Source organism: Hahella sp. HN01 (genome assembly GCF_018986435.1).
Classification (GTDB): Bacteria; Pseudomonadota; Gammaproteobacteria; order Pseudomonadales; family Oleiphilaceae; genus Hahella.
Window position 1 is genome coordinate 147,562 of sequence record NZ_JAHMIN010000013.1, and the last position, 17,046, is coordinate 164,607.

Below are 17,046 nucleotides of genomic sequence, written 5' to 3' on the forward strand. Positions count from 1 at the left end.
TAAACGGGCGCATTAAAGCACAGGAAATGCCTGAATGCGAGGCTAAACGCCTGCGGCCTCATTTTGCCGATTTAAATAGACGTTAACCCGGCATTAACCACTTGATTCCTAGCCTTTCGCTTTCTTATTCGGCGAATACGCTTTGCCGTACAGGAGCGCTAAAACCACGTAACTAAGGAAACTGATATGCACAGTATTATTATTTGGGTATTGGCGGCGACACTGATGACCGGTGATGTCGAGGCGGCGGAAGTCGTTAAGTTGAAGCAGGGCGCTTACGCAATTTCTGAAGCGGGCGTCACCAGCCTGGCGTTGCTCTCCGAGGATGGCGTGTTAATCACCGATCCCGCCAATCCTGAAAGAGCGAAGGTCCTGCAAGCCGAAATCGCCAGGCTGACTTCTCGCCCGGTGACCCGCATCGTCCTATCCCATGAGCATTTGGACCATGTCGGCGGTACGGAGGTGTTTCCCGGCGCGGAAGTGATTTGTCACATTTCCTGCAAAGCCTTGTTTGATCTGGATGTCACAGGCGCTGCCCCGAAAAAGGTGCATGCGGTATTCGATGACCGACATAGTTTCCAGTTTGGCGGACGCAAAGTGACGCTGATCCACGTCGGACCTGCAGACGGCTTCGCATCAACCATCATTCACCTGCCCGAAGACGGTATTGTCTACAGCGCGGATCTATATGCAGACCGGTACATTATCCCCGGCGTATGGATGGACAACGACAATTATCTGGGCGTGCTGAAAGCCCTCAAACTGATGCAGGACCTGAAACCGCAGATCGCGGTCAACGCACACTCAACTTCCACCTCCGTGCAGGCCCTGCAGGAAAACGTAACCTTCGTGGAAGATCTCTTTCAACTGGTCTCTGCGCAGATTAACAGAACCATGACCACCAAAGCCCCCGGAGCGGTCATGGACAATATCCCCCGCTGGTCGCAAGAACTGAAACTGGACCAATACAAAGACTGGAGCAACTACGCCACGGAATTTCCAGCTCATGTGCGCCGTATGGCGTTGTCTATTTATCATGGCGGGTGATATCAGGCTTTGAGCTTTGCAATGTTTGGAATGGCGCTAGTTTGGACTGTGTAAACCGACTACTTGATAATCGACACTATCTGCAAATTGAATATTGTGGTCCAGGGTGTTCAAATTTGAGTTTGACGCGAAGATGGAATAGAGCAATAAATGAGTGAATATAGTATCGAGGATAAAATAGAGGGAGTTATAGGAAAAACCTTCCCAATAGGAGACGGTGACAGGTGTGGGAGTTTCAGGGAACTCAGTTCCAGTGACTATGAAAAGGTATCAAGCTTGGTAGCTATTAATAAAACACTAGCGGTATATTACCTGAAAAGGAAGCTGATTGGTTTTGATGTCAGCACAATACTGGACTTTATTGAATGTGTTGTTTGTGAAGGCGAAGATATAAGGAGGTGGGAGGAAGAAAGATATGAGTAGCTTGAAATGTAGGGGGACACTCAAGACGTTTAACGGAGATTAGGGTGCTAGACTATATTGAGTAAGATTAATGCTGGACTCTCTGGACATAGATGATCATGAGGGAGTGGGCCATTACGTGATATAAAATAATAAAGTGAGGCTGTGAGCGAAATTTTATCAGTGCCAAGGCTTAAGAGGAGGAACGAAAATGTTCCTGGGCTTTTTCTTATAGGAAAAATAACGAACCCAGAAGATCCAGAGCGAGATATTCTGTTCTATAAGTACGGAAGTATGTTGGTCATATTTATAGGAAGTATTTGGAAGAATAAAAAAACAGGTGCTGAAAGATATATCAGCTATCAGGCGTGCTTCCCTATGGCGGCGTTGACTTGGGTTTGTAAGGCTCTAAGCCATTTTATGACTCCCCCTAAGGATGGTGGGCTAGCTCCTGGGAGAATAGCGGTAGAGGATGAAGTGGGCGGTGAAAACTGATGTTTAATCGAGGCGTGTGTGTAGGCGGGCCAGATCATGGAGGATATACTCTAACTAATTTGAGCAGGACTAATTACGGTGAGGCTGGCGTTAATCGTTAGATGATTTTAACCTATGTTGAAAGTCGAAAAAATTCTTGAGGAAATGAGAGGGTTGCCTTGTATTTCTGACTTAAGGTTACTCCCGGATGATATTGTTGGCGATTTACGCCAGATTTCCAAGAATACCTCAGTTGTTACCATATGCAAGTATTTGAGGCGCTTTTGTGATCAAGCTCAGTTAATTCATTTAGAAGGATTTGTTGAAGATGTTATCTGTGAAGGTAAAGATCATAAGGTATGGGGTAATATAGTGAATTTAGCAGTCGATCTTCCACTAGATAAGCTCGTTACAATAGGCAGTGATGAGATTGTTGAGTTATTAGTGGGTTATGGAAATGTTTCTGATATTGTACGTGTATCACCTAAAAAAGCTCGGATTTATAGTCCTGTTTCTTCAGGTGGAGCTCTGATTTATACAAAAAAAGACCATGATTATCGCGAGCTTCCACCGAAAGGTTTTGTAATAGTTGGTGATAAAGCTGTTGAGCCTGTATCGGACATAAATATAGCCTACCGAAGAAACCTTGCGGCTCGGCTGTACAATAAGATTTCTGGATCTGGTTCTTTTGATAAAGTGCTTACCGGTTTGGATTTACTCAGATTTTCATTTCCTGGCATAGACGACAGGGCATTCTCTATTGATGCAGTAAAGGCTGCCAACGGATTAATGACTGAGATTCGTGAAGGTCTGGGAGAAAATGATATTGCTGGTTTCACTGCGACGGACGCTCAATATAGGTAATCCTGTTTAAGGTGTGAGTTTGGCGTTCAAAGCTTTTAACCCCCTCACGGATTAGGCTGGGATGAGTTCTGAGATGGCCTGGAAGTTGTTCGAAAAAGCCTTTTAGCGCATAGGGTTGGCTAATCTGAATCTGACAGACCCGCTGTGAGAGACTAATAGCTGGTCTAATTTGCTTTTCCCCAATGACCATCTAAGAATAGGGTGTGCGTAAGCATGCGTGGTCGCTCAGGATGATGGCGACGGTCTCGGTTATGACAATAATACATCACAAAGAGATTGGCTCCCCTGATATAAGGAAGCTGTATGAAATACTGGCCGAAAAAATTTGATGAGGCAGTGGTAGCTTTTATTGATAGTTTGAATGAAAGCGAAAGAAGCCATTTTTTAAGTATTAATGGTTATAATCCGCACTCGAGTGAGTCGGCAAAATATTGGAATATACTGAACCTATATGGGATTAAAGGGCAAGAGAATGTGGACTATTGCGTGATATAGAAAAGTGTAATCCAGACAAAGCTATAAGCATGGACTTTTTGGCTGATTTGCCTGATGAGATTTATGCAGTGGATATTATTTTGGAGAAAGCTAAAGAGGTGCTTATAAAAGATAGTAAATTATAATGGAACGTTAAGTTTGTAACTGCTGGTGAGTCTTCAGAATTTTGAGCATCCCCGTTCTCTCGAATATGACATGCCCGCTGCAGAGAGACTAATTGCTGGGCCAATTTGCTTTTCCCCCAATCGCCATCTAAGAATAGGGTGTGCGTAAGCATGCGTGGTCGCTCAGGATGATGGCGACGGCCTCGGTTATGACAAGAACACATCACAAAGAGATTGGCTCTCCCTTATGAAACGGATCTATTTCATTTCTATTTTGGCGGCGTCTCTGTCGCTGAATGCATGTCATGCGGATGTTGAGTTGAAGGCGGACGCCACCAAAGCGAAAGCGGCTCTGGTGGGCGTTTGGCAGGGCGACGGCAGTGCGGATGATGAGGGCAATTATTCAGGCCTGGAGGAGTATTGGAAAATCACGCGGACAGCGGATGGTCGTTTTGAACAGGAATATCTGTCCATGGATATGTCTGCGAAAAAGTACACGCTGGTGCTTGAGAAAGGCGCATGGGATTACGAAGGCGGCATGTATCTGGAGACGCATGACGACGGCAAGTCCAACTCGTTCCGGGTGATTTCCATTACCGAGAACACCTTTCAATATAATTTCCCGCAGGACAGCGATGATTTCTTTATTGAAGAAGGCAAAGCTGACAGCGGTTTTGAGTTGATCAAGCCGCCGTCGGAGTTCGCCAAAGCGGATTAAGCCGGCTCGACATAACTCTCGCGCCAGGACTTCAGGCCCAGCAGCTTCTCGCCAAGCGGCGTTAGCTGGGCTTGCGGATAGCGCGTTTTCTCCCACTCTCTGGGATCGCCGGGAAATGCGAATCCCTGCGGAGGCGTGTGCTCACGCCATGAGGTCACTCGCCACTGCCGCATCTCTTCATCGGATTCATTCGCCGGCGCCATAGATATGTACTGGGCCATACGCACCCGGTCAGACTGGTTGGGGCGAATGCCATGGGCCAACAGGCTGTTGAAGATAAGCAGGTCTCCAGCGCGCATAGGAATGAACTCCGGCTCATAGCCTGTCAGATCGGGAACCCAGGGATCGCGGCCGGCAGGTTGGTTTTGTTTCCATTGCTCAAAGTCATGAAAAAGTTGCGGTACGCACTGAAAGCCGCCGCAATGCTCATCCGTATCGGACAGCGCCAACACGCCTTGCACGCCAATAGGAGGCGGGTTCATTGTCGAGTCTGCATCCCAATGAATGAACCCGCTGAATTGACGTCCGTCGCGGTTTGGCGTGTTCAGGTTGGCGCGGTCAATGGTGACCCATAAATCTTCGCGGTCCCATATATCTACGAATGCGTCATAAACACGCTGCGTCTGACGGCTGTCCCATAGCGTCTGATGGTGGTAGCACTCCACCATTCCGCTGTTGTTGAGTTCCTTCATTTCATGCTGACGCAATTGCGGTTTACTCCAGGTGGCGGCGTCCTTCGGGTCCATTTCCGTAAACTCCCAAAGCAATGACTGCACCGCTTGCACCTGTTTTGCATCCACTGCATTGGGGATGATGATGTACCCCCAGGTGCGCCAGAACGCAAAATCAGATTCACTGAGCACGCGTAAAGGAAGCTGTTTGCGGATATCTTTCAACTGCACGCCGCCGGGATCGGAAACGCTGCGATTACCGGGAGCTTTATACTCATAACGCTGGTTCATATTGTTATCTCCTGTTCTTGCCTGCGCTGATGCTGATTGGGTACAGGATTATTCTGCTTGGCGTAACCGGGGGCAGGTTGTGGAAATAGGGCGGAGAATGATACTTTTCGGTCATTCTTATCGATTCTGTGGCCAGAATAGTATGACTCTGATGAGGGTTTTGCGATGATGGCTAAACAGTTCGGCGGTGCGGCGAAAGGCTATGAAAGCATTCTATGAAAAAGTCAGATATCCGGAAGACGCGTCCTGGCGCTTTTTTCTGCGTCAACTGGACGAACTGCCTTTTCAGTGGCATTACCACCCTGAGTATGAGCTTACCTACACCCTGAACAGCGCCGGCCAGCGTTATGTGGGCGATCATGTGGATCGCTACGAATCCGGCGATCTGGTGTTGATAGGTCCCAATCTGCCCCATAGCTGGCGCTCCTCACAGCGTCCTGACGAAAAAGCGCCGCATACGGTGTATGTGTTGTGGTTCAATCAGCAGTGGGTGGATCGCTTGTTGGAGAGCTTTCCCGAGTATAGCGATCTGGGCGAGATACTGAGACAAAGTCGACGTGGCTTGCGTTTTCGGCCAACTGACTACACGGCGGTAGATCGACTGTTTACAGGGCTTCCAGAGCAAGACCCACGGCGCCGTCTACTTACGTTACTCTCATTATTGGGAGATCTGGCGCAGACGCCTTATCGTCCGCTGGCGTCGGCGAATTTTTATTCCGGCGCCACTAATCGGCGTGAACAGGATATTCTGGATGGCATTTTGGACGCTGCTCATCAGGCCTTCGCCGATAAGCTGACGGTCGAGGACATGGCGCGACGGCACAACATGAGCGTCAGTAAGTTCAGTCGCTTTTTCAGCAAGCATATGAATCAAAGCTTTAATCAGTATTTGACCCAGATTCGCCTGGGGCAGGCCTGTTCAAAACTGATCAACAGCGAAGCGCCGATAGCGCTCATCGCGGAACAGACCGGGTTTAATAATCTTTCCAACTTCAATCGACTGTTCAAGAAGCATAAAGGCGTGACCCCGCAAGGGTTTCGCAAAAGTTTTATTGCAGCGGGGCAATGACGTGCGTATAGCATTTGATCTGGATGACACCTTGATTCCCACCACTGGGCCCTTTGCGGTTGGAGAGCATCGACTAGGACCGCCGGCAGGCTTATGGTTCCGTGAAGCCTTGCGTGCCGGTGCGCCGACGCTCCGTGATCGTGGCTCCTGACGATCCGGAGTGGGTGGAAAAGGTACTGGTCAGTGTCCAATAGTGTCATTGAAGCGTGCGTTGAAAGAATCTGGATAGAATAAATAATAAACAGGCGATTATAACTATGAAGGTATTGGAGACAGAGCGTTTAACGCTCCGCTGGCTGCGGCTGGAGGATGACCATTTCATTCTGGCGCTGTTGAACGACCCATCATGGATACGTTTTATCGGCGACCGTGGGATAAGAACGCTGGAGGGCGCGCGTCAGTATATCCAAAAGGGTCCGTTGGCGATGTATGACAGGGAAGGGTTCGGGCTCTATCTGGTTGAACTTAAGCAGGATGGCGCTCCAGTGGGCATGTGCGGATTGATCAAGCGCGAAGGGCTGGACGATGTGGATATCGGGTTCGCGTTCATGCCGCAATTTCGTTCGCAGGGATACGCCTACGAGGCGGCCAAGGCGGTGCTGGATTTTGGCGCGACTAAACTGGGTATGAGCCGCATTGTCGGCATTGTGAACCAGAGCAACGCCAGCTCAATTCGGCTTTTAGAGAAGATCGGTATGGCGATGGAGAAGACCACCCGACTTCCCAATGACGATGTTGATTTGTTTTTGTATGGGGTTAACTTTACCTGAAGCGTCCAGTGCTCCAGTCCGTCTCAGGTAAGCTGGCGACATAACTCCAGCCAGTTCTCGATACCGGCGCTGCGGTACTTTTCTTTATGCAGAATAAAGTAGAAGCGGCGCTGGAAATTTCGATGCGGCGCTTCCAGCGGCGCCAGACTGCCGCGCTTGAAGGCGTCCACCAGGGTCACCCGCGACAGGCAGCCAATACCCAGGTTGGCCTCTACAGCCCGCTTTATCGCCTCGGTGTGCTGCAACTCAATGGACACTTTCAGGTCGGGAAGAATGCCGTGCATTGCCCATTCGAACGCTTGTCGGGTTCCCGAACCCCGCTCTCTTAATATCCAACTGGCGCGCACCAGATCTGAGTCGCTCAGGACTTTCTTTTGCGCCAGCGGGTGGTCGGGCGCGCAGAAGATTTTCAGTTCATCATCGCGCCAGGGGATCACTTCCAGCTCATTGTGATTGATTTCCCCTTCCACCAAGCCCACATCTAATTCAAAATTAAGCACCTTGCCTGCGATAGTGGTGGTGTTGGCCACCTCCAGGGATACCTTGGCGCCGGGATGTTGCTGCATGAAATCCGCCATGATTCTGACCGCCAGATAATTACCGATGGACAGCGTGGCGCCCACTTTCAGTGATCCGATATCCGTATGCTGTTGAAAGTCCAACTCCAGGTCGCGAGCGCGCTCTATCAGCGCTTCCACCCGGGGACGCAGCATGCGCCCCAGTTCGTTGAGCTGGAGGCTTTTGCCGATACGGTCGAACAATTGAATATTGAATTGGGACTCCAGATTGCGCAGCGCGTCACTGGCGGCGGATTGAGACATGGACAGGCTTTTGGCGGCCTGGGTGATGTTCTCGAAGTGAGCGGCGGCCAGAAATATTTCCAATTGTCGCAGGGTGTAGTGCATTATCGATAAATCCGATAAGAGTTATTGAATAATCCTGTTTTACAGATAGATTATACTCGGGTTAAATATCGATCAATGAAAACTTTAGCGCCTTTATCAGGAGTCAATGCAGATTATGTCAGGAATGCGTAAAGAAACGGTCACCAGCGTGCGTCATTGGAACGACACTCTGTTTAGCTTTACCACCAGTCGCGATCCGTCTTTCCGTTTTAAAAACGGACATTTTATTATGATTGGCCTGGAGCAAGACAGCGGCCGTCCGCTGATGCGCGCATACAGCATCGCCAGCGCCAACTACGAAGAAGAACTGGAATTCTTCAGCATCAAAGTGCCAGACGGTCCTTTGACTTCCCGTTTGCAGAAAATCAGCGTCGGCGATGAGATCATCATGAGCCGCAAGCCCACTGGCACTTTGGTCGTGGACCATCTGTTGCCGGGGCGCAATTTATACCTGATCAGCACCGGCACCGGCCTGGCTCCATTCATGAGTATTATCAAAGACCCGGAAACCTATGAGCGCTTTGATAAAGTCATTCTGACCCACGGTGTGCGTTATGTTTCCGAACTGGCTTATCAGGAGCTGATTCGCGACGAACTGCCGCAGAACGAATTCTTCGGTGAACTCGTGCAGGAAAAACTGATTTATTACCCCACCGTTACCCGTGAAGATTATCCCACGCAGGGCCGTATCACAGACTTGATGGAAAGCGGCAAGCTGTTTTCCGACATCGGTCTGCCGGAGATGGACCCTGAATATGATCGTTTCATGGTGTGCGGCAGCCCCAGCATGTTGAAAGACACCTGCACCATCCTCGATTCCCGCGGCTTCACTGAAGCTCGCCAAGGCGATCTTGGACACTATGTTATCGAGCGGGCGTTCGTCGAAAGCTGATCCATCCCCTTAGAAAAGCGATTTACGCAGCCTTCGGGCTGCGCCTTATTAGCCGCTCCGTACGTTAGTCCGGTTCTGCTATAGGGGCCGTCTGTTAGTGACCGCAGACGGCCCCGCCTTTTTCTGCACAGTATATTTTCCTTCCTACATGTCTATCTTCCCTGCTTAGAGCCGTTCAGTCCGCCTACGAATGCGATTGCTGGCGTTTCGATATGCTCTCTCACGTCCACGTCCACGTCCACACCCAGGCTCATGGGATTCTCTCGCTTCACCCATAATTGCAGTGGGTTTGTAAGCTTTACATGTGATCGCCTCGACTTGCCTCTTCCATTAACGCCTCATTTTTAATTTAATTCGTTGATAAATAAGATAAAAAATAAAGTTGGTCCAAGTTATGAATATTACCTGTTGAGTTCGGAAACAAGTAAGGAGAAAGGATATGTTGTATTGGTCAATTGTATTTTTTGTCGTAGCGCTGGTAGCAGGCGTACTTGGATTCACCGGCATTGCAGCAGCGACTGCCGATATTGCACAGATTCTGTTCGTTATCTTCCTGGTGCTTTTCGTAATCAGCATCATCGCCGGAGGATTCCGCAGAAACCGATTGTAGAGCTGTAATTGAGAACCAGAGGAAAGGCAGCGGTAGGACGCCGCCAATGAAACAAAACAACTGTTAGGAAACGAGGAGATGACAATGACTACATTCACCAACCTGTTGAAAGCAATGGTTATAGCCGCCCCGTTGGCTTTTTCACTGACCGCTTGTGATGCGGGTGATGGCGAAGCGGAGCAAATCGGCGAAGAGGTGGATAGAGCTCTGAATGACGCCGGCAACAGACTGGAAGACGCCTGTGAAAGTGTTAAAGAGGGCGTCAATGCAAGAGACCAGGATTGTTAAGAGCCCTTGACGTAGTAAAGAGTCCTGGCGGAGTGGGGCCGCCGATGAACTCGTAAGCGAGCTGATCGGCGGCCCTTTTTTATGGTTGTAAAACGGATATGGAATAACGGAATTTTCAGGAGGCGCAACCTTGGCGCTATCAATGGTAACCACTATGCAAGTAGCTGAATTCAAAAAACATAACGTTCCTACGGTAGAGCGTAAGCTAGTGATGCTGGTTAACCTCGGCTCCGGCAAGGGACGTTCTGGAGATTCAATGGCGCAACTGGAGTCGGCGCCAGCCAGTGTGAGAGATCGGATATTGTCCACGCACAGCATTCGTCAGGGCATAGGCCTGCAGGAAACCATCCGCAGGGCGGCTGAGGAAGCGAAACAGAACCAAGCCGTACTGGTCGTGGTTGGCGGAGACGGTACGATTAACGCCGCCTTGCCCCACATCCTGGAGCATCGAGTGACCTTCGCTGTCGTACCCGGCGGCACCTTTAACCTGTTTGCAAAAGAGCACAAGTTGCCGGAGGACTTTGCGGAGGCCTTGGACATCGCGCTCAATGGCGTGGTTAAGGCGATTCCTATATATCAGGTCAACGACATACTGTTTGCGGTAAACGCCAGTTTGGGACTGTATCCCCGCATCATTCAGGCGCGTGAGTCGCATCAGAAACGGTTTGGGCGTTTTCGCTGGGTGGCGTTTCTGTCCGGCATATGGACCTGCCTGACTCAGGCCAGACCACAGCGAATGAAATTAACCTCAGAAGGATTCTCCCGCGCCATTAATACGCCGCTGCTGTTTAGCACTATCAGTCGTATGCAGTTGGAGCTGTTAAACCTGCAGGATGAAAAAGCGGCGGATGATCAGGGTTTTGTCGCCATTGTGCTTAAAGCCAAGGAGCGTCTGCAGTTGATGAAGCTGCTGGGGCGCATGGCGTTGGGCATGCCGGAGAGCCCGGAGTACTATGAACATATGGTCTGTCGAGAGCTGCAAATTGACTCACATCGCAAGTCGCTGCGGGTCGTAGTGGACGGTGAGATTCGTAATGTTTCGACGCCCGTGAGGATGCGGGCGCTGCCAAGCGCCGCTCTATTCGTGGCGCCGCCAGACCCAGCTAAAAACGCCAATTGATTCGTTATGCAGATTATTCAGCTGTCTGATCTCCATTTTGGTACGGAGGACTGGAGCGTCCAGGAAGCATTGGTGCAGGCTCTCAATGACATGCGCCCGGAGTTGCTTCTGTTCTCCGGCGATATTACCCAGCGCGCCACACGCCTTCAGTTCGCCGCCGCAAGGAACTTTTTAGAGAGAATTCAGGCTGATCATGTTTTAGCCGTGCCGGGAAATCATGATATTCCACTGTTTAATCTCTGGACCCGTTTGACGGCTCCATATAAAAAATATTGTGAAATTTTTGGGGCGAATCTGGAGCCGGAATTTGAGAACAATCTGGCGCTGGTCGTAGGTGTGAACACCACCCATAAATATCGCCATGTGGACGGGGAAATCAGTCCGCAAAGAGCTGACGCCGTGGCGCGTCGGCTGGTCTCCGCGCCAGGCAAGCTGCGGGTTGTCGTCGCACATCACCCTTGTCAGGTGGTGTTGCCGTCCGACCAGAAAAACCTGCTCATTGGTCGCGAATATGCGTTGAAAGCCTGGACAGAAGCAGGGGTGGATCTGGTGCTTGGCGGCCACATTCACTATCCCTTCATTTTGCCCCTCCGGGAAAGCTTTCCAGAGGCTCCGTCAGGTGTTTTCGTCATGCAGGCGGGTACGGCGACGTCGACCCGGGTGCGTAGCGGAAAACCTAATTCTTTCAATCGTATAGTTGTTAAGCGAGACCGTCGTTTAACGCTCCTTGAGCGCTGGGATTATGATGCTGCAACAGGGCGTTTTCGCGTCGCTTTGAAGTTTTCCCCCTGGGCTAACGAACCTTCCCGTCAGATGCAGGCGACCTCCTGTTGAATCAGCTAATATAGATAGTATTCATACAACCGCTTATAATGGCGCCCGTTATAAAGCCGGCCCCGGTTTTTAATATCTATCTGGTAAGACCGCTGAATCTTAAGGAGTAGAACCAAGTGACGTCTGTATTACCACGCTGGACTTGGTGTTGCATCTTGTCCCTGTGGGTGACGATGACCCAGGCGAGCCCAATCGCAGGCTTGCCGTCGCAATTGTTGGAGTGGGCCGCCGCCGGCCAGCCATTATCTTTTCCCTCTCAGCAAAAAATGCTGCATCCCGCCGAAGTCCGGCAGATTTACGACATGAGTTTATACAAGCCCGTTTGGTTTGCGGATGAAACCTTGACGGAGCGCGCCTATGCATTGGTGAGGACGCTTGAGCATACCGATCAGGAAGGCTTGCCGTCGCAAAGATACCACACTGCGGTTTTATCAGAGCTGTTGGGTCAATACCAGGCGGGACCTGAAACATTTGGACGCGCGTTTGAGTTGGAGCTGCTGCTGACGGACGCCATGGTGGCGCTGTCCAGTGATCGCCTGACCGGCCGCTTTGACCCCAGGTCGATCGACTCCGTCTGGCGTGAAGAGCGCACTAGCGGCGAACTGGCTCCTCGTCTGTATCAGGCGATTGCCGAGGATCGTCTGTTGGAGGACATGGGCGCCATGGTGCCGACGCCGGAAGTATACCAAGGCTTGTCGCAACTGCTGACGGATCTGCGCGAAACGGAAGCCCAGGGCGGTTGGCCTATGGTGTCTTACGGTCCGACGCTGCGACCCGGGCAGTCCGATTCGCGAGTCATTGAGTTGCGCCGTCGCTTGATCGCCAGCGGCGACATGGAACGGCCTGTGATCGATACCTCCGCGGGGGATGATGAGACCCTTTTTGATGAAGCCTTGGTAAAAGCCGTCCGCTTTTTTCAGGAGCGTCATGGCCTGAAACCGGACGCTATCGTAGGAAAAGAGACCCTGGCGATGCTGAATACGCCAATTTCCGAGCGTATCGAGCAGGTGCGCAGTAATCTGGAGCGTCGTCGCTGGACCCCAACAAATCTGGGCGACCGCTATGTGGTGGTGAATATTGCCGATTACCGCCTGGATCTGGTGGATCACGGCCGCACCGAATTGAGCATGCGTGTAGTGGTGGGTAAGCCATACCGCCGCACCCCCGCTTTCAGCGGGTTGATGACTTATCTGGTGGTGAACCCTCAGTGGGAGGTGCCAACCCAGATCGCCGAAGAAGATATGCTGGAGCGTTTTATAGAAGACCCGGAATTCATCAGCAAAATGGGCTTCAGGGTGTACAAAGGCTGGGGACGGGAAGAGGCCGCTCTGGACCCTGAAACAATCAACTGGGAAGAAGTCAAAGGCGGCAAGTTTCCCTATCGCCTGCAACAGGCGGCGGGCCCGATGAATGCGTTAGGGCGTATCAAGTTTATGTTTCCCAATGAATTTAATGTGTATCTACACGATACGCCGAGCAGAAGCTTGTTCTATAAATCACAACGGGCCTTCAGCTCAGGCTGTATTCGCCTGGAGCGGCCCCTGGAACTGGCTGCGGCCTTGATCGGCAGTAAGAGAAAAACCGGCATCGAGCTGGACAAAATACTTGCGTCGGGAGAGCCGACCACACTGCGTTTACCGAGCCCGGTTCCAGTGCATCTGCAATACTGGACCGCCTGGATGGATGACTCCGGCGTGGCGCAATTCCGTAAGGATGTATACGGAAGAGACGCCCGACTGCAAATGGCGTTTGAAGGCAAAACGCTGGCGCCGGAGGATAATGAATGGTTAGAGCACTAACGGTCATTGCGCTCTGTCTGCTGATGACCCGTGCTTTTGGATTTGAACCCGGTAAAGTCGACTTCAGTATCAGTTTCAAAGGCGAAACCAGTGATTATCGGGTTATGTCCGCATTTTTGCAGGCGTCAGAAGAATTTGTCTTCAAAATTAATCTGCCGGAGAGCGAGCAGATTGAAATAAGCGGCCAGGGCGATGTCGCCAAGGAGCCCGGCGATCGTTATCGCTGGACCGCTCCTGCGCATCCTGGTGTGAGTCGTTTGACTATTCGCAGGCCTTCCACCGGGGCGCAGATAACCCTGAACCTGTTTGTGTTGGTGCCGGCGAACCAAGTCGAAGAGGGGATGCTGAGTGGCTATCAGATAGGCCACTATCCCAGTGAAGCTTATCTCAACCAGGCGATCTATCTTCCGCCTCCCGGCTACCTCGAAGTCACCAAAGATATGCTGGATATCGAGCTGACGCCCAATTACCGTTTGGAGCAGTTTCTATGTCGGCAACCCTCGGAGTTCCCCAAGTTTCTGGTGCTGCGGGAAAAGCTGCTGCTTAAGCTGGAGTATCTGACGGAGCAGGTGAATGTCGCAGGTGTGCCGGTTTCTTCTTTCGTTATTATGAGCGGTTTTCGCACCCCGTACTACAACACCTCCATTCGCAACGCGATGTACAGTCGTCATCAATGGGGCGGGGCGGCGGATGTCTTTATCGACGAGGACCCCAAAGACGGCAAAATGGACGACCTTAACAAAGACGGCAAAGTCGACAAAGATGACGCGGAGTATCTGGCGCAGCTAATTGAGAAATTTGCTGAAACGCCGGAGTACAAATCCTTCATCGGCGGGTTGGGCGTATATTCCGCTAATAGTTATCACGGTCCATTTATTCATATAGATGTGCGGGGAGCCATGGTCCGGTGGTAAGCCGGGCCCAGTGTTGTTGTTCAGCATTGGTCTGCCTGAAGTAGACCTGCTTGCTATCCTTCTACTGGCCTTCTACTGGCGAAAAAAAGCCCGAAGCCGTGAGGCTTCGGGCCCTGCTGATGTCCATGCGCATGGAGTGCGATGAATTAGTTGATCATCAACTTGTTTTCAACGGAATCCACGTCGTCAACATTGCTGGCCAGTTTTTCCGCCAGATCCTTCTCTGCTTCTGAATCCACCGCGCCATTCAGCGTTACCACACGGCCTTCTGTATCCACATCAATATCAAGACCGGCGACGGACTCGTTGGCCAGCAGCTTCATTTTTACCTTAGCGGTAATAGTGGCGTCAGCCACGGAGCTTTTAAAGCTGTCGTTCTCCGCGTTTTCCTTCTTGGCGGGTGTGGAGGCTACCTGCAACTGGTTATCCACATCCTTAACGCCTTCTACGCTTAGAGCTATCTGTTCCGCCAGCTCTTTTTCCACTTCGGAACTGACTGTTCCCACCAACGTCGCGTTGGAGCCATTAACGGAAGCGTCAATCTCGAACGTGCTCAGGTTTTCGTTGAACAGAATGGCGGTTTCAATCTTGCCTTCAGTCCAACCGTCCTTGAAATACTTCTTCGCATCCTGGCTCATTTCTTCCGCCTGCTGGCCGACAGTTTCTTCCTTCTTAACTTTGTCGCCTGCCGCGTAAGCAGGGGCCACGGTCATAGCGCCAGCCAGAGTTGCAGCGATCAGGGCAGCATAAGCAGGTTTCTTGATAAAAGTTTTTGGCGTTTTCATAACGATCTCCTTTTCTATCTTTTAAAGTCCCGGATCTCTGTCGAGACCGGGTAACAGGTCTCTATGCCTCGTTGTCACTTAAGAGATAGCTAGAAGCGTGCCAAGTTATTTTTACCGAAATTAGCGCTTTTTATGCGCATTTTGGCGTAAATTTGTACGTTTTTTCCGTTTGGCTGGTAATCTTGGGTAAAAGGCTTGCAGAACTTACAAAGTATTGGGTTTTCAGGGAGCAGATTGGAAGGCGGATGCATCTATATATTATTGGAGCTATCAGGTTAGTGCTTGAAAGAATATCCTTGACGCCTCTGGTTCTGGCGAGGGCATTGTTTAAAGGAGAGTAGAGTCTTGAGTAAAGAAACGCTTCTTACTGTCAAAAGGTGGATTTCATGGAAAACTGGTGCAATCAGCAGGGCTGCTTTTTTTAGGGCGATTGATGATTATATACAGGAAAATGATAGCCCTGAGTACCGATATATAATGCTGGCTCATCACGAAGCTCAAGATGATTATTTTGTTGAGAAGTATTTTTATGAAAATATTATTGATTTGGACAGTGAAGCGGCGCGCGATGTAACTTTTACCGCAATCATTGAAAGCTATATAGATGGGGTATTGGAAATAGATCAAGTGTCAAAAGCCTTAGTAATTTACTTTTTGAATGATGAGTGGGGGGAGTTGGAATCCCCTAGCGATGACATTAATGCTCTATATGGTCAATGGGTAGGGGGAATCTCGACTCTTGGTGATGTTGAATATTTTGAAACTTTAAAGGCTTTGATTTTGCACTACATGTCTAGAGCTTGAGGTGGGCGATTCAGTATTGAATTTGAAGCTAATCTCCCTAAGACGCTTTCCCCTCTGAACTGGTCTGGTGCCAAGTGTCAGCGCCCCTGCTATATTTAGTATCCAGGAAGGCATATCGACCGGTTCGATCATTCTTGTCTAGTAGTCAGGCGCTTAAGGGCCGATAAACCAGTCTGTCATGCAATGCCTCCGCATCCCAAGCGCATTTGACGCTATCCTGCCAAGAGGGGCTTCATGATAATTAGAAGGTTGGCGGCAAAGCTACTTAAAATGCTCCTTCCGTTTTCTTTCTACTGCGGTTTGCTACAGAACGTAGAAGCGGCGCAGCGCCAGGTAGTACTGGCCGCGACTGAGTATCCTCCTTATTACGGCGAGCATTTAGAGAGTAAGGGATTTATCTCGGAGATCATCTCTACGGCCTTTCAACGAGTCGGGTATGACGTGGAGGTAAAATTTTTACCCTGGAAAAGAGCTTATGGCATGGCGCAGGCTGGCGATTTTGATGGGGTCTACACTGGGTGGTATCGCAAAAACCGGGAGCAGTGGTTTGAGTTTTCAGATCCTCTTCCAGCCAATGAGTTGGGGTTTTATGCTCTCAGGGAGCGTAATATTTCTTATGTCGTACTGAATGATTTACAGCCATACAAAATAGGCGTGGTGCGGGGCTATGTGAATCCGCCTGAGTTTGAACAGGCCAGATTGAATACCATTGAAGTCACCGAAGACCGCCAGAATATTCTTAGCCTTTCCCGTGGCTGGATTGATCTTGTGCTGATTGATAAGTTTATGGGGCAGTATATTATCAACACGGAATTTCCCGACTCCGTCAAGAAGTTCATCTGGCTAGACCCTCCGATCAAGGTGGAAAATCAATACCTGATGTTTTCTAAGAAAGCGAAGAATTTTTTGAAAACCTCACAGGACTTCAATCATGGCTTAAAGCAACTGGCGCAAGAAGGTAAGATTGACGCGATTATTTCCAAACACAGGTCGCTGTGGGTAACCTCAAAAGGAAAGTGAAAGGTGTTCGTCATGGGGCATGCAGGCAAATCGCACTATGTGGCTACATAGTAGCCAGACCCGATAGCACTTTTTTTAAGTAACCATGGTCCCAGCCCGCTCGTAGCCTCTTAGTTTTTATACCTCCTTTGTCCGTCTTCTCATTCTTCAATAAATTCAACGCCATATGT

The 17,046-nt window shown here is 50.2% G+C and carries 20 protein-coding genes and 1 pseudogene; 17 read left to right on the top strand and 4 right to left on the bottom strand.

Annotated features, from left to right (window positions below; genetic code table 11):
* Window positions 1-186 precede the first annotated feature (186 nt).
* The 6 genes from KP814_RS14605 (at window position 187) to KP814_RS14630 (ending at window position 4,104) form a co-directional block, all read left to right on the top strand.
* Window positions 187-1,047, top strand: a complete 861-nt coding sequence (locus KP814_RS14605) for an MBL fold metallo-hydrolase (protein ID WP_216737450.1) — start codon at window positions 187-189, stop codon at window positions 1,045-1,047.
* A gap of 150 nt (window positions 1,048-1,197) precedes the next feature.
* Window positions 1,198-1,470, top strand: a complete 273-nt coding sequence (locus KP814_RS14610) for a hypothetical protein (protein ID WP_216737451.1) — start codon at window positions 1,198-1,200, stop codon at window positions 1,468-1,470.
* Window positions 1,471-1,614: 144 nt separating this feature from the next.
* Complete coding sequence (locus KP814_RS14615) at window positions 1,615-1,944, top strand: hypothetical protein (protein ID WP_216737452.1); 330 nt, start codon at window positions 1,615-1,617, stop codon at window positions 1,942-1,944.
* A gap of 114 nt (window positions 1,945-2,058) precedes the next feature.
* On the top strand, window positions 2,059-2,787 hold the full coding sequence (locus KP814_RS14620) for a hypothetical protein (protein ID WP_216737453.1): 729 nt from the start codon (window positions 2,059-2,061) through the stop codon (window positions 2,785-2,787).
* Between the two features lie 482 nt (window positions 2,788-3,269).
* Entirely contained in the window at window positions 3,270-3,407 is a 138-nt protein-coding gene (locus tag KP814_RS14625) for a hypothetical protein (protein WP_216737454.1), read from the top strand.
* A gap of 226 nt (window positions 3,408-3,633) precedes the next feature.
* Window positions 3,634-4,104, top strand: a complete 471-nt coding sequence (locus tag KP814_RS14630; RefSeq protein ID WP_216737455.1) for a lipocalin family protein — start codon at window positions 3,634-3,636, stop codon at window positions 4,102-4,104.
* Here the strand turns inward: KP814_RS14630 and KP814_RS14635 are convergent.
* Window positions 4,101-5,066: a phytanoyl-CoA dioxygenase family protein gene (locus tag KP814_RS14635; protein WP_216737456.1), complete on the bottom strand. Its 966-nt coding sequence runs from the start codon at window positions 5,064-5,066 to the stop codon at window positions 4,101-4,103. The two genes, KP814_RS14630 and KP814_RS14635, sit on opposite strands and share 4 nt — an antisense overlap.
* A gap of 202 nt (window positions 5,067-5,268) precedes the next feature.
* Here KP814_RS14635 and KP814_RS14640 point away from each other — a divergent pair, with 202 nt between their 5' ends.
* Window positions 5,269-6,135: an AraC family transcriptional regulator gene (locus tag KP814_RS14640; protein ID WP_216737457.1), complete on the top strand. Its 867-nt coding sequence runs from the start codon at window positions 5,269-5,271 to the stop codon at window positions 6,133-6,135.
* Between the two features lie 257 nt (window positions 6,136-6,392).
* Window positions 6,393-6,905: a GNAT family N-acetyltransferase gene (locus tag KP814_RS14645; protein WP_216737458.1), complete on the top strand. Its 513-nt coding sequence runs from the start codon at window positions 6,393-6,395 to the stop codon at window positions 6,903-6,905.
* Between the two features lie 23 nt (window positions 6,906-6,928).
* On the opposite strand, the gene KP814_RS14650 is transcribed toward KP814_RS14645, so the two are convergent.
* Window positions 6,929-7,810, bottom strand: a complete 882-nt coding sequence (locus KP814_RS14650; protein WP_216737459.1) for a LysR family transcriptional regulator — start codon at window positions 7,808-7,810, stop codon at window positions 6,929-6,931.
* Window positions 7,811-7,925: 115 nt separating this feature from the next.
* On the opposite strand from KP814_RS14650, the gene KP814_RS14655 reads away from it, so the two are divergent.
* The 7 genes from KP814_RS14655 (at window position 7,926) to KP814_RS14685 (ending at window position 14,267) form a co-directional block, all read left to right on the top strand.
* Window positions 7,926-8,702 carry a ferredoxin--NADP reductase gene (locus KP814_RS14655; RefSeq protein ID WP_216737460.1) on the top strand — a complete coding sequence of 259 codons (777 nt, stop codon included), beginning with the start codon at window positions 7,926-7,928 and terminating at the stop codon, window positions 8,700-8,702.
* 439 nt (window positions 8,703-9,141) lie between these two features.
* The gene (locus KP814_RS14660) at window positions 9,142-9,312 is read left to right on the top strand and encodes a DUF1328 domain-containing protein (protein WP_011398159.1); all 171 of its coding nucleotides are present in this window, start codon (window positions 9,142-9,144) and stop codon (window positions 9,310-9,312) included.
* A gap of 84 nt (window positions 9,313-9,396) precedes the next feature.
* Entirely contained in the window at window positions 9,397-9,600 is a 204-nt protein-coding gene (locus tag KP814_RS14665; RefSeq protein ID WP_216737461.1) for a hypothetical protein, read from the top strand.
* Between the two features lie 154 nt (window positions 9,601-9,754).
* Complete coding sequence (locus KP814_RS14670) at window positions 9,755-10,720, top strand: diacylglycerol kinase family protein (protein WP_216737462.1); 966 nt, start codon at window positions 9,755-9,757, stop codon at window positions 10,718-10,720.
* Between the two features lie 6 nt (window positions 10,721-10,726).
* Window positions 10,727-11,554: a metallophosphoesterase gene (locus tag KP814_RS14675; RefSeq protein ID WP_216737463.1), complete on the top strand. Its 828-nt coding sequence runs from the start codon at window positions 10,727-10,729 to the stop codon at window positions 11,552-11,554.
* A gap of 116 nt (window positions 11,555-11,670) precedes the next feature.
* Complete coding sequence (locus KP814_RS14680) at window positions 11,671-13,353, top strand: L,D-transpeptidase family protein (protein ID WP_216737464.1); 1,683 nt, start codon at window positions 11,671-11,673, stop codon at window positions 13,351-13,353.
* Entirely contained in the window at window positions 13,338-14,267 is a 930-nt protein-coding gene (locus KP814_RS14685) for a hypothetical protein (protein WP_216737465.1), read from the top strand. Before KP814_RS14680 ends, KP814_RS14685 begins: the two co-directional genes overlap by 16 nt.
* Before the next feature lie 146 nt (window positions 14,268-14,413).
* Here the strand turns inward: KP814_RS14685 and KP814_RS14690 are convergent, their stop codons facing one another.
* The gene (locus KP814_RS14690; protein WP_216737466.1) at window positions 14,414-15,052 is read right to left on the bottom strand and encodes a BON domain-containing protein; all 639 of its coding nucleotides are present in this window, start codon (window positions 15,050-15,052) and stop codon (window positions 14,414-14,416) included.
* Window positions 15,053-15,397: 345 nt separating this feature from the next.
* Between KP814_RS14690 and KP814_RS14695 the strand changes: the two genes are divergently transcribed.
* On the top strand, window positions 15,398-15,856 hold the full coding sequence (locus KP814_RS14695; protein WP_216737467.1) for a hypothetical protein: 459 nt from the start codon (window positions 15,398-15,400) through the stop codon (window positions 15,854-15,856).
* A 234-nt stretch (window positions 15,857-16,090) separates the two neighbouring features.
* Window positions 16,091-16,876, top strand: coding sequence for an ABC transporter substrate-binding protein (locus tag KP814_RS14700; protein WP_216737468.1), 786 nt, complete (start codon window positions 16,091-16,093; stop codon window positions 16,874-16,876).
* Between the two features lie 43 nt (window positions 16,877-16,919).
* On the opposite strand, the pseudogene KP814_RS14705 reads toward KP814_RS14700, so the two are convergent.
* Window positions 16,920-17,046, bottom strand: a pseudogene (locus KP814_RS14705) (ISAs1 family transposase); the annotation flags it as partial.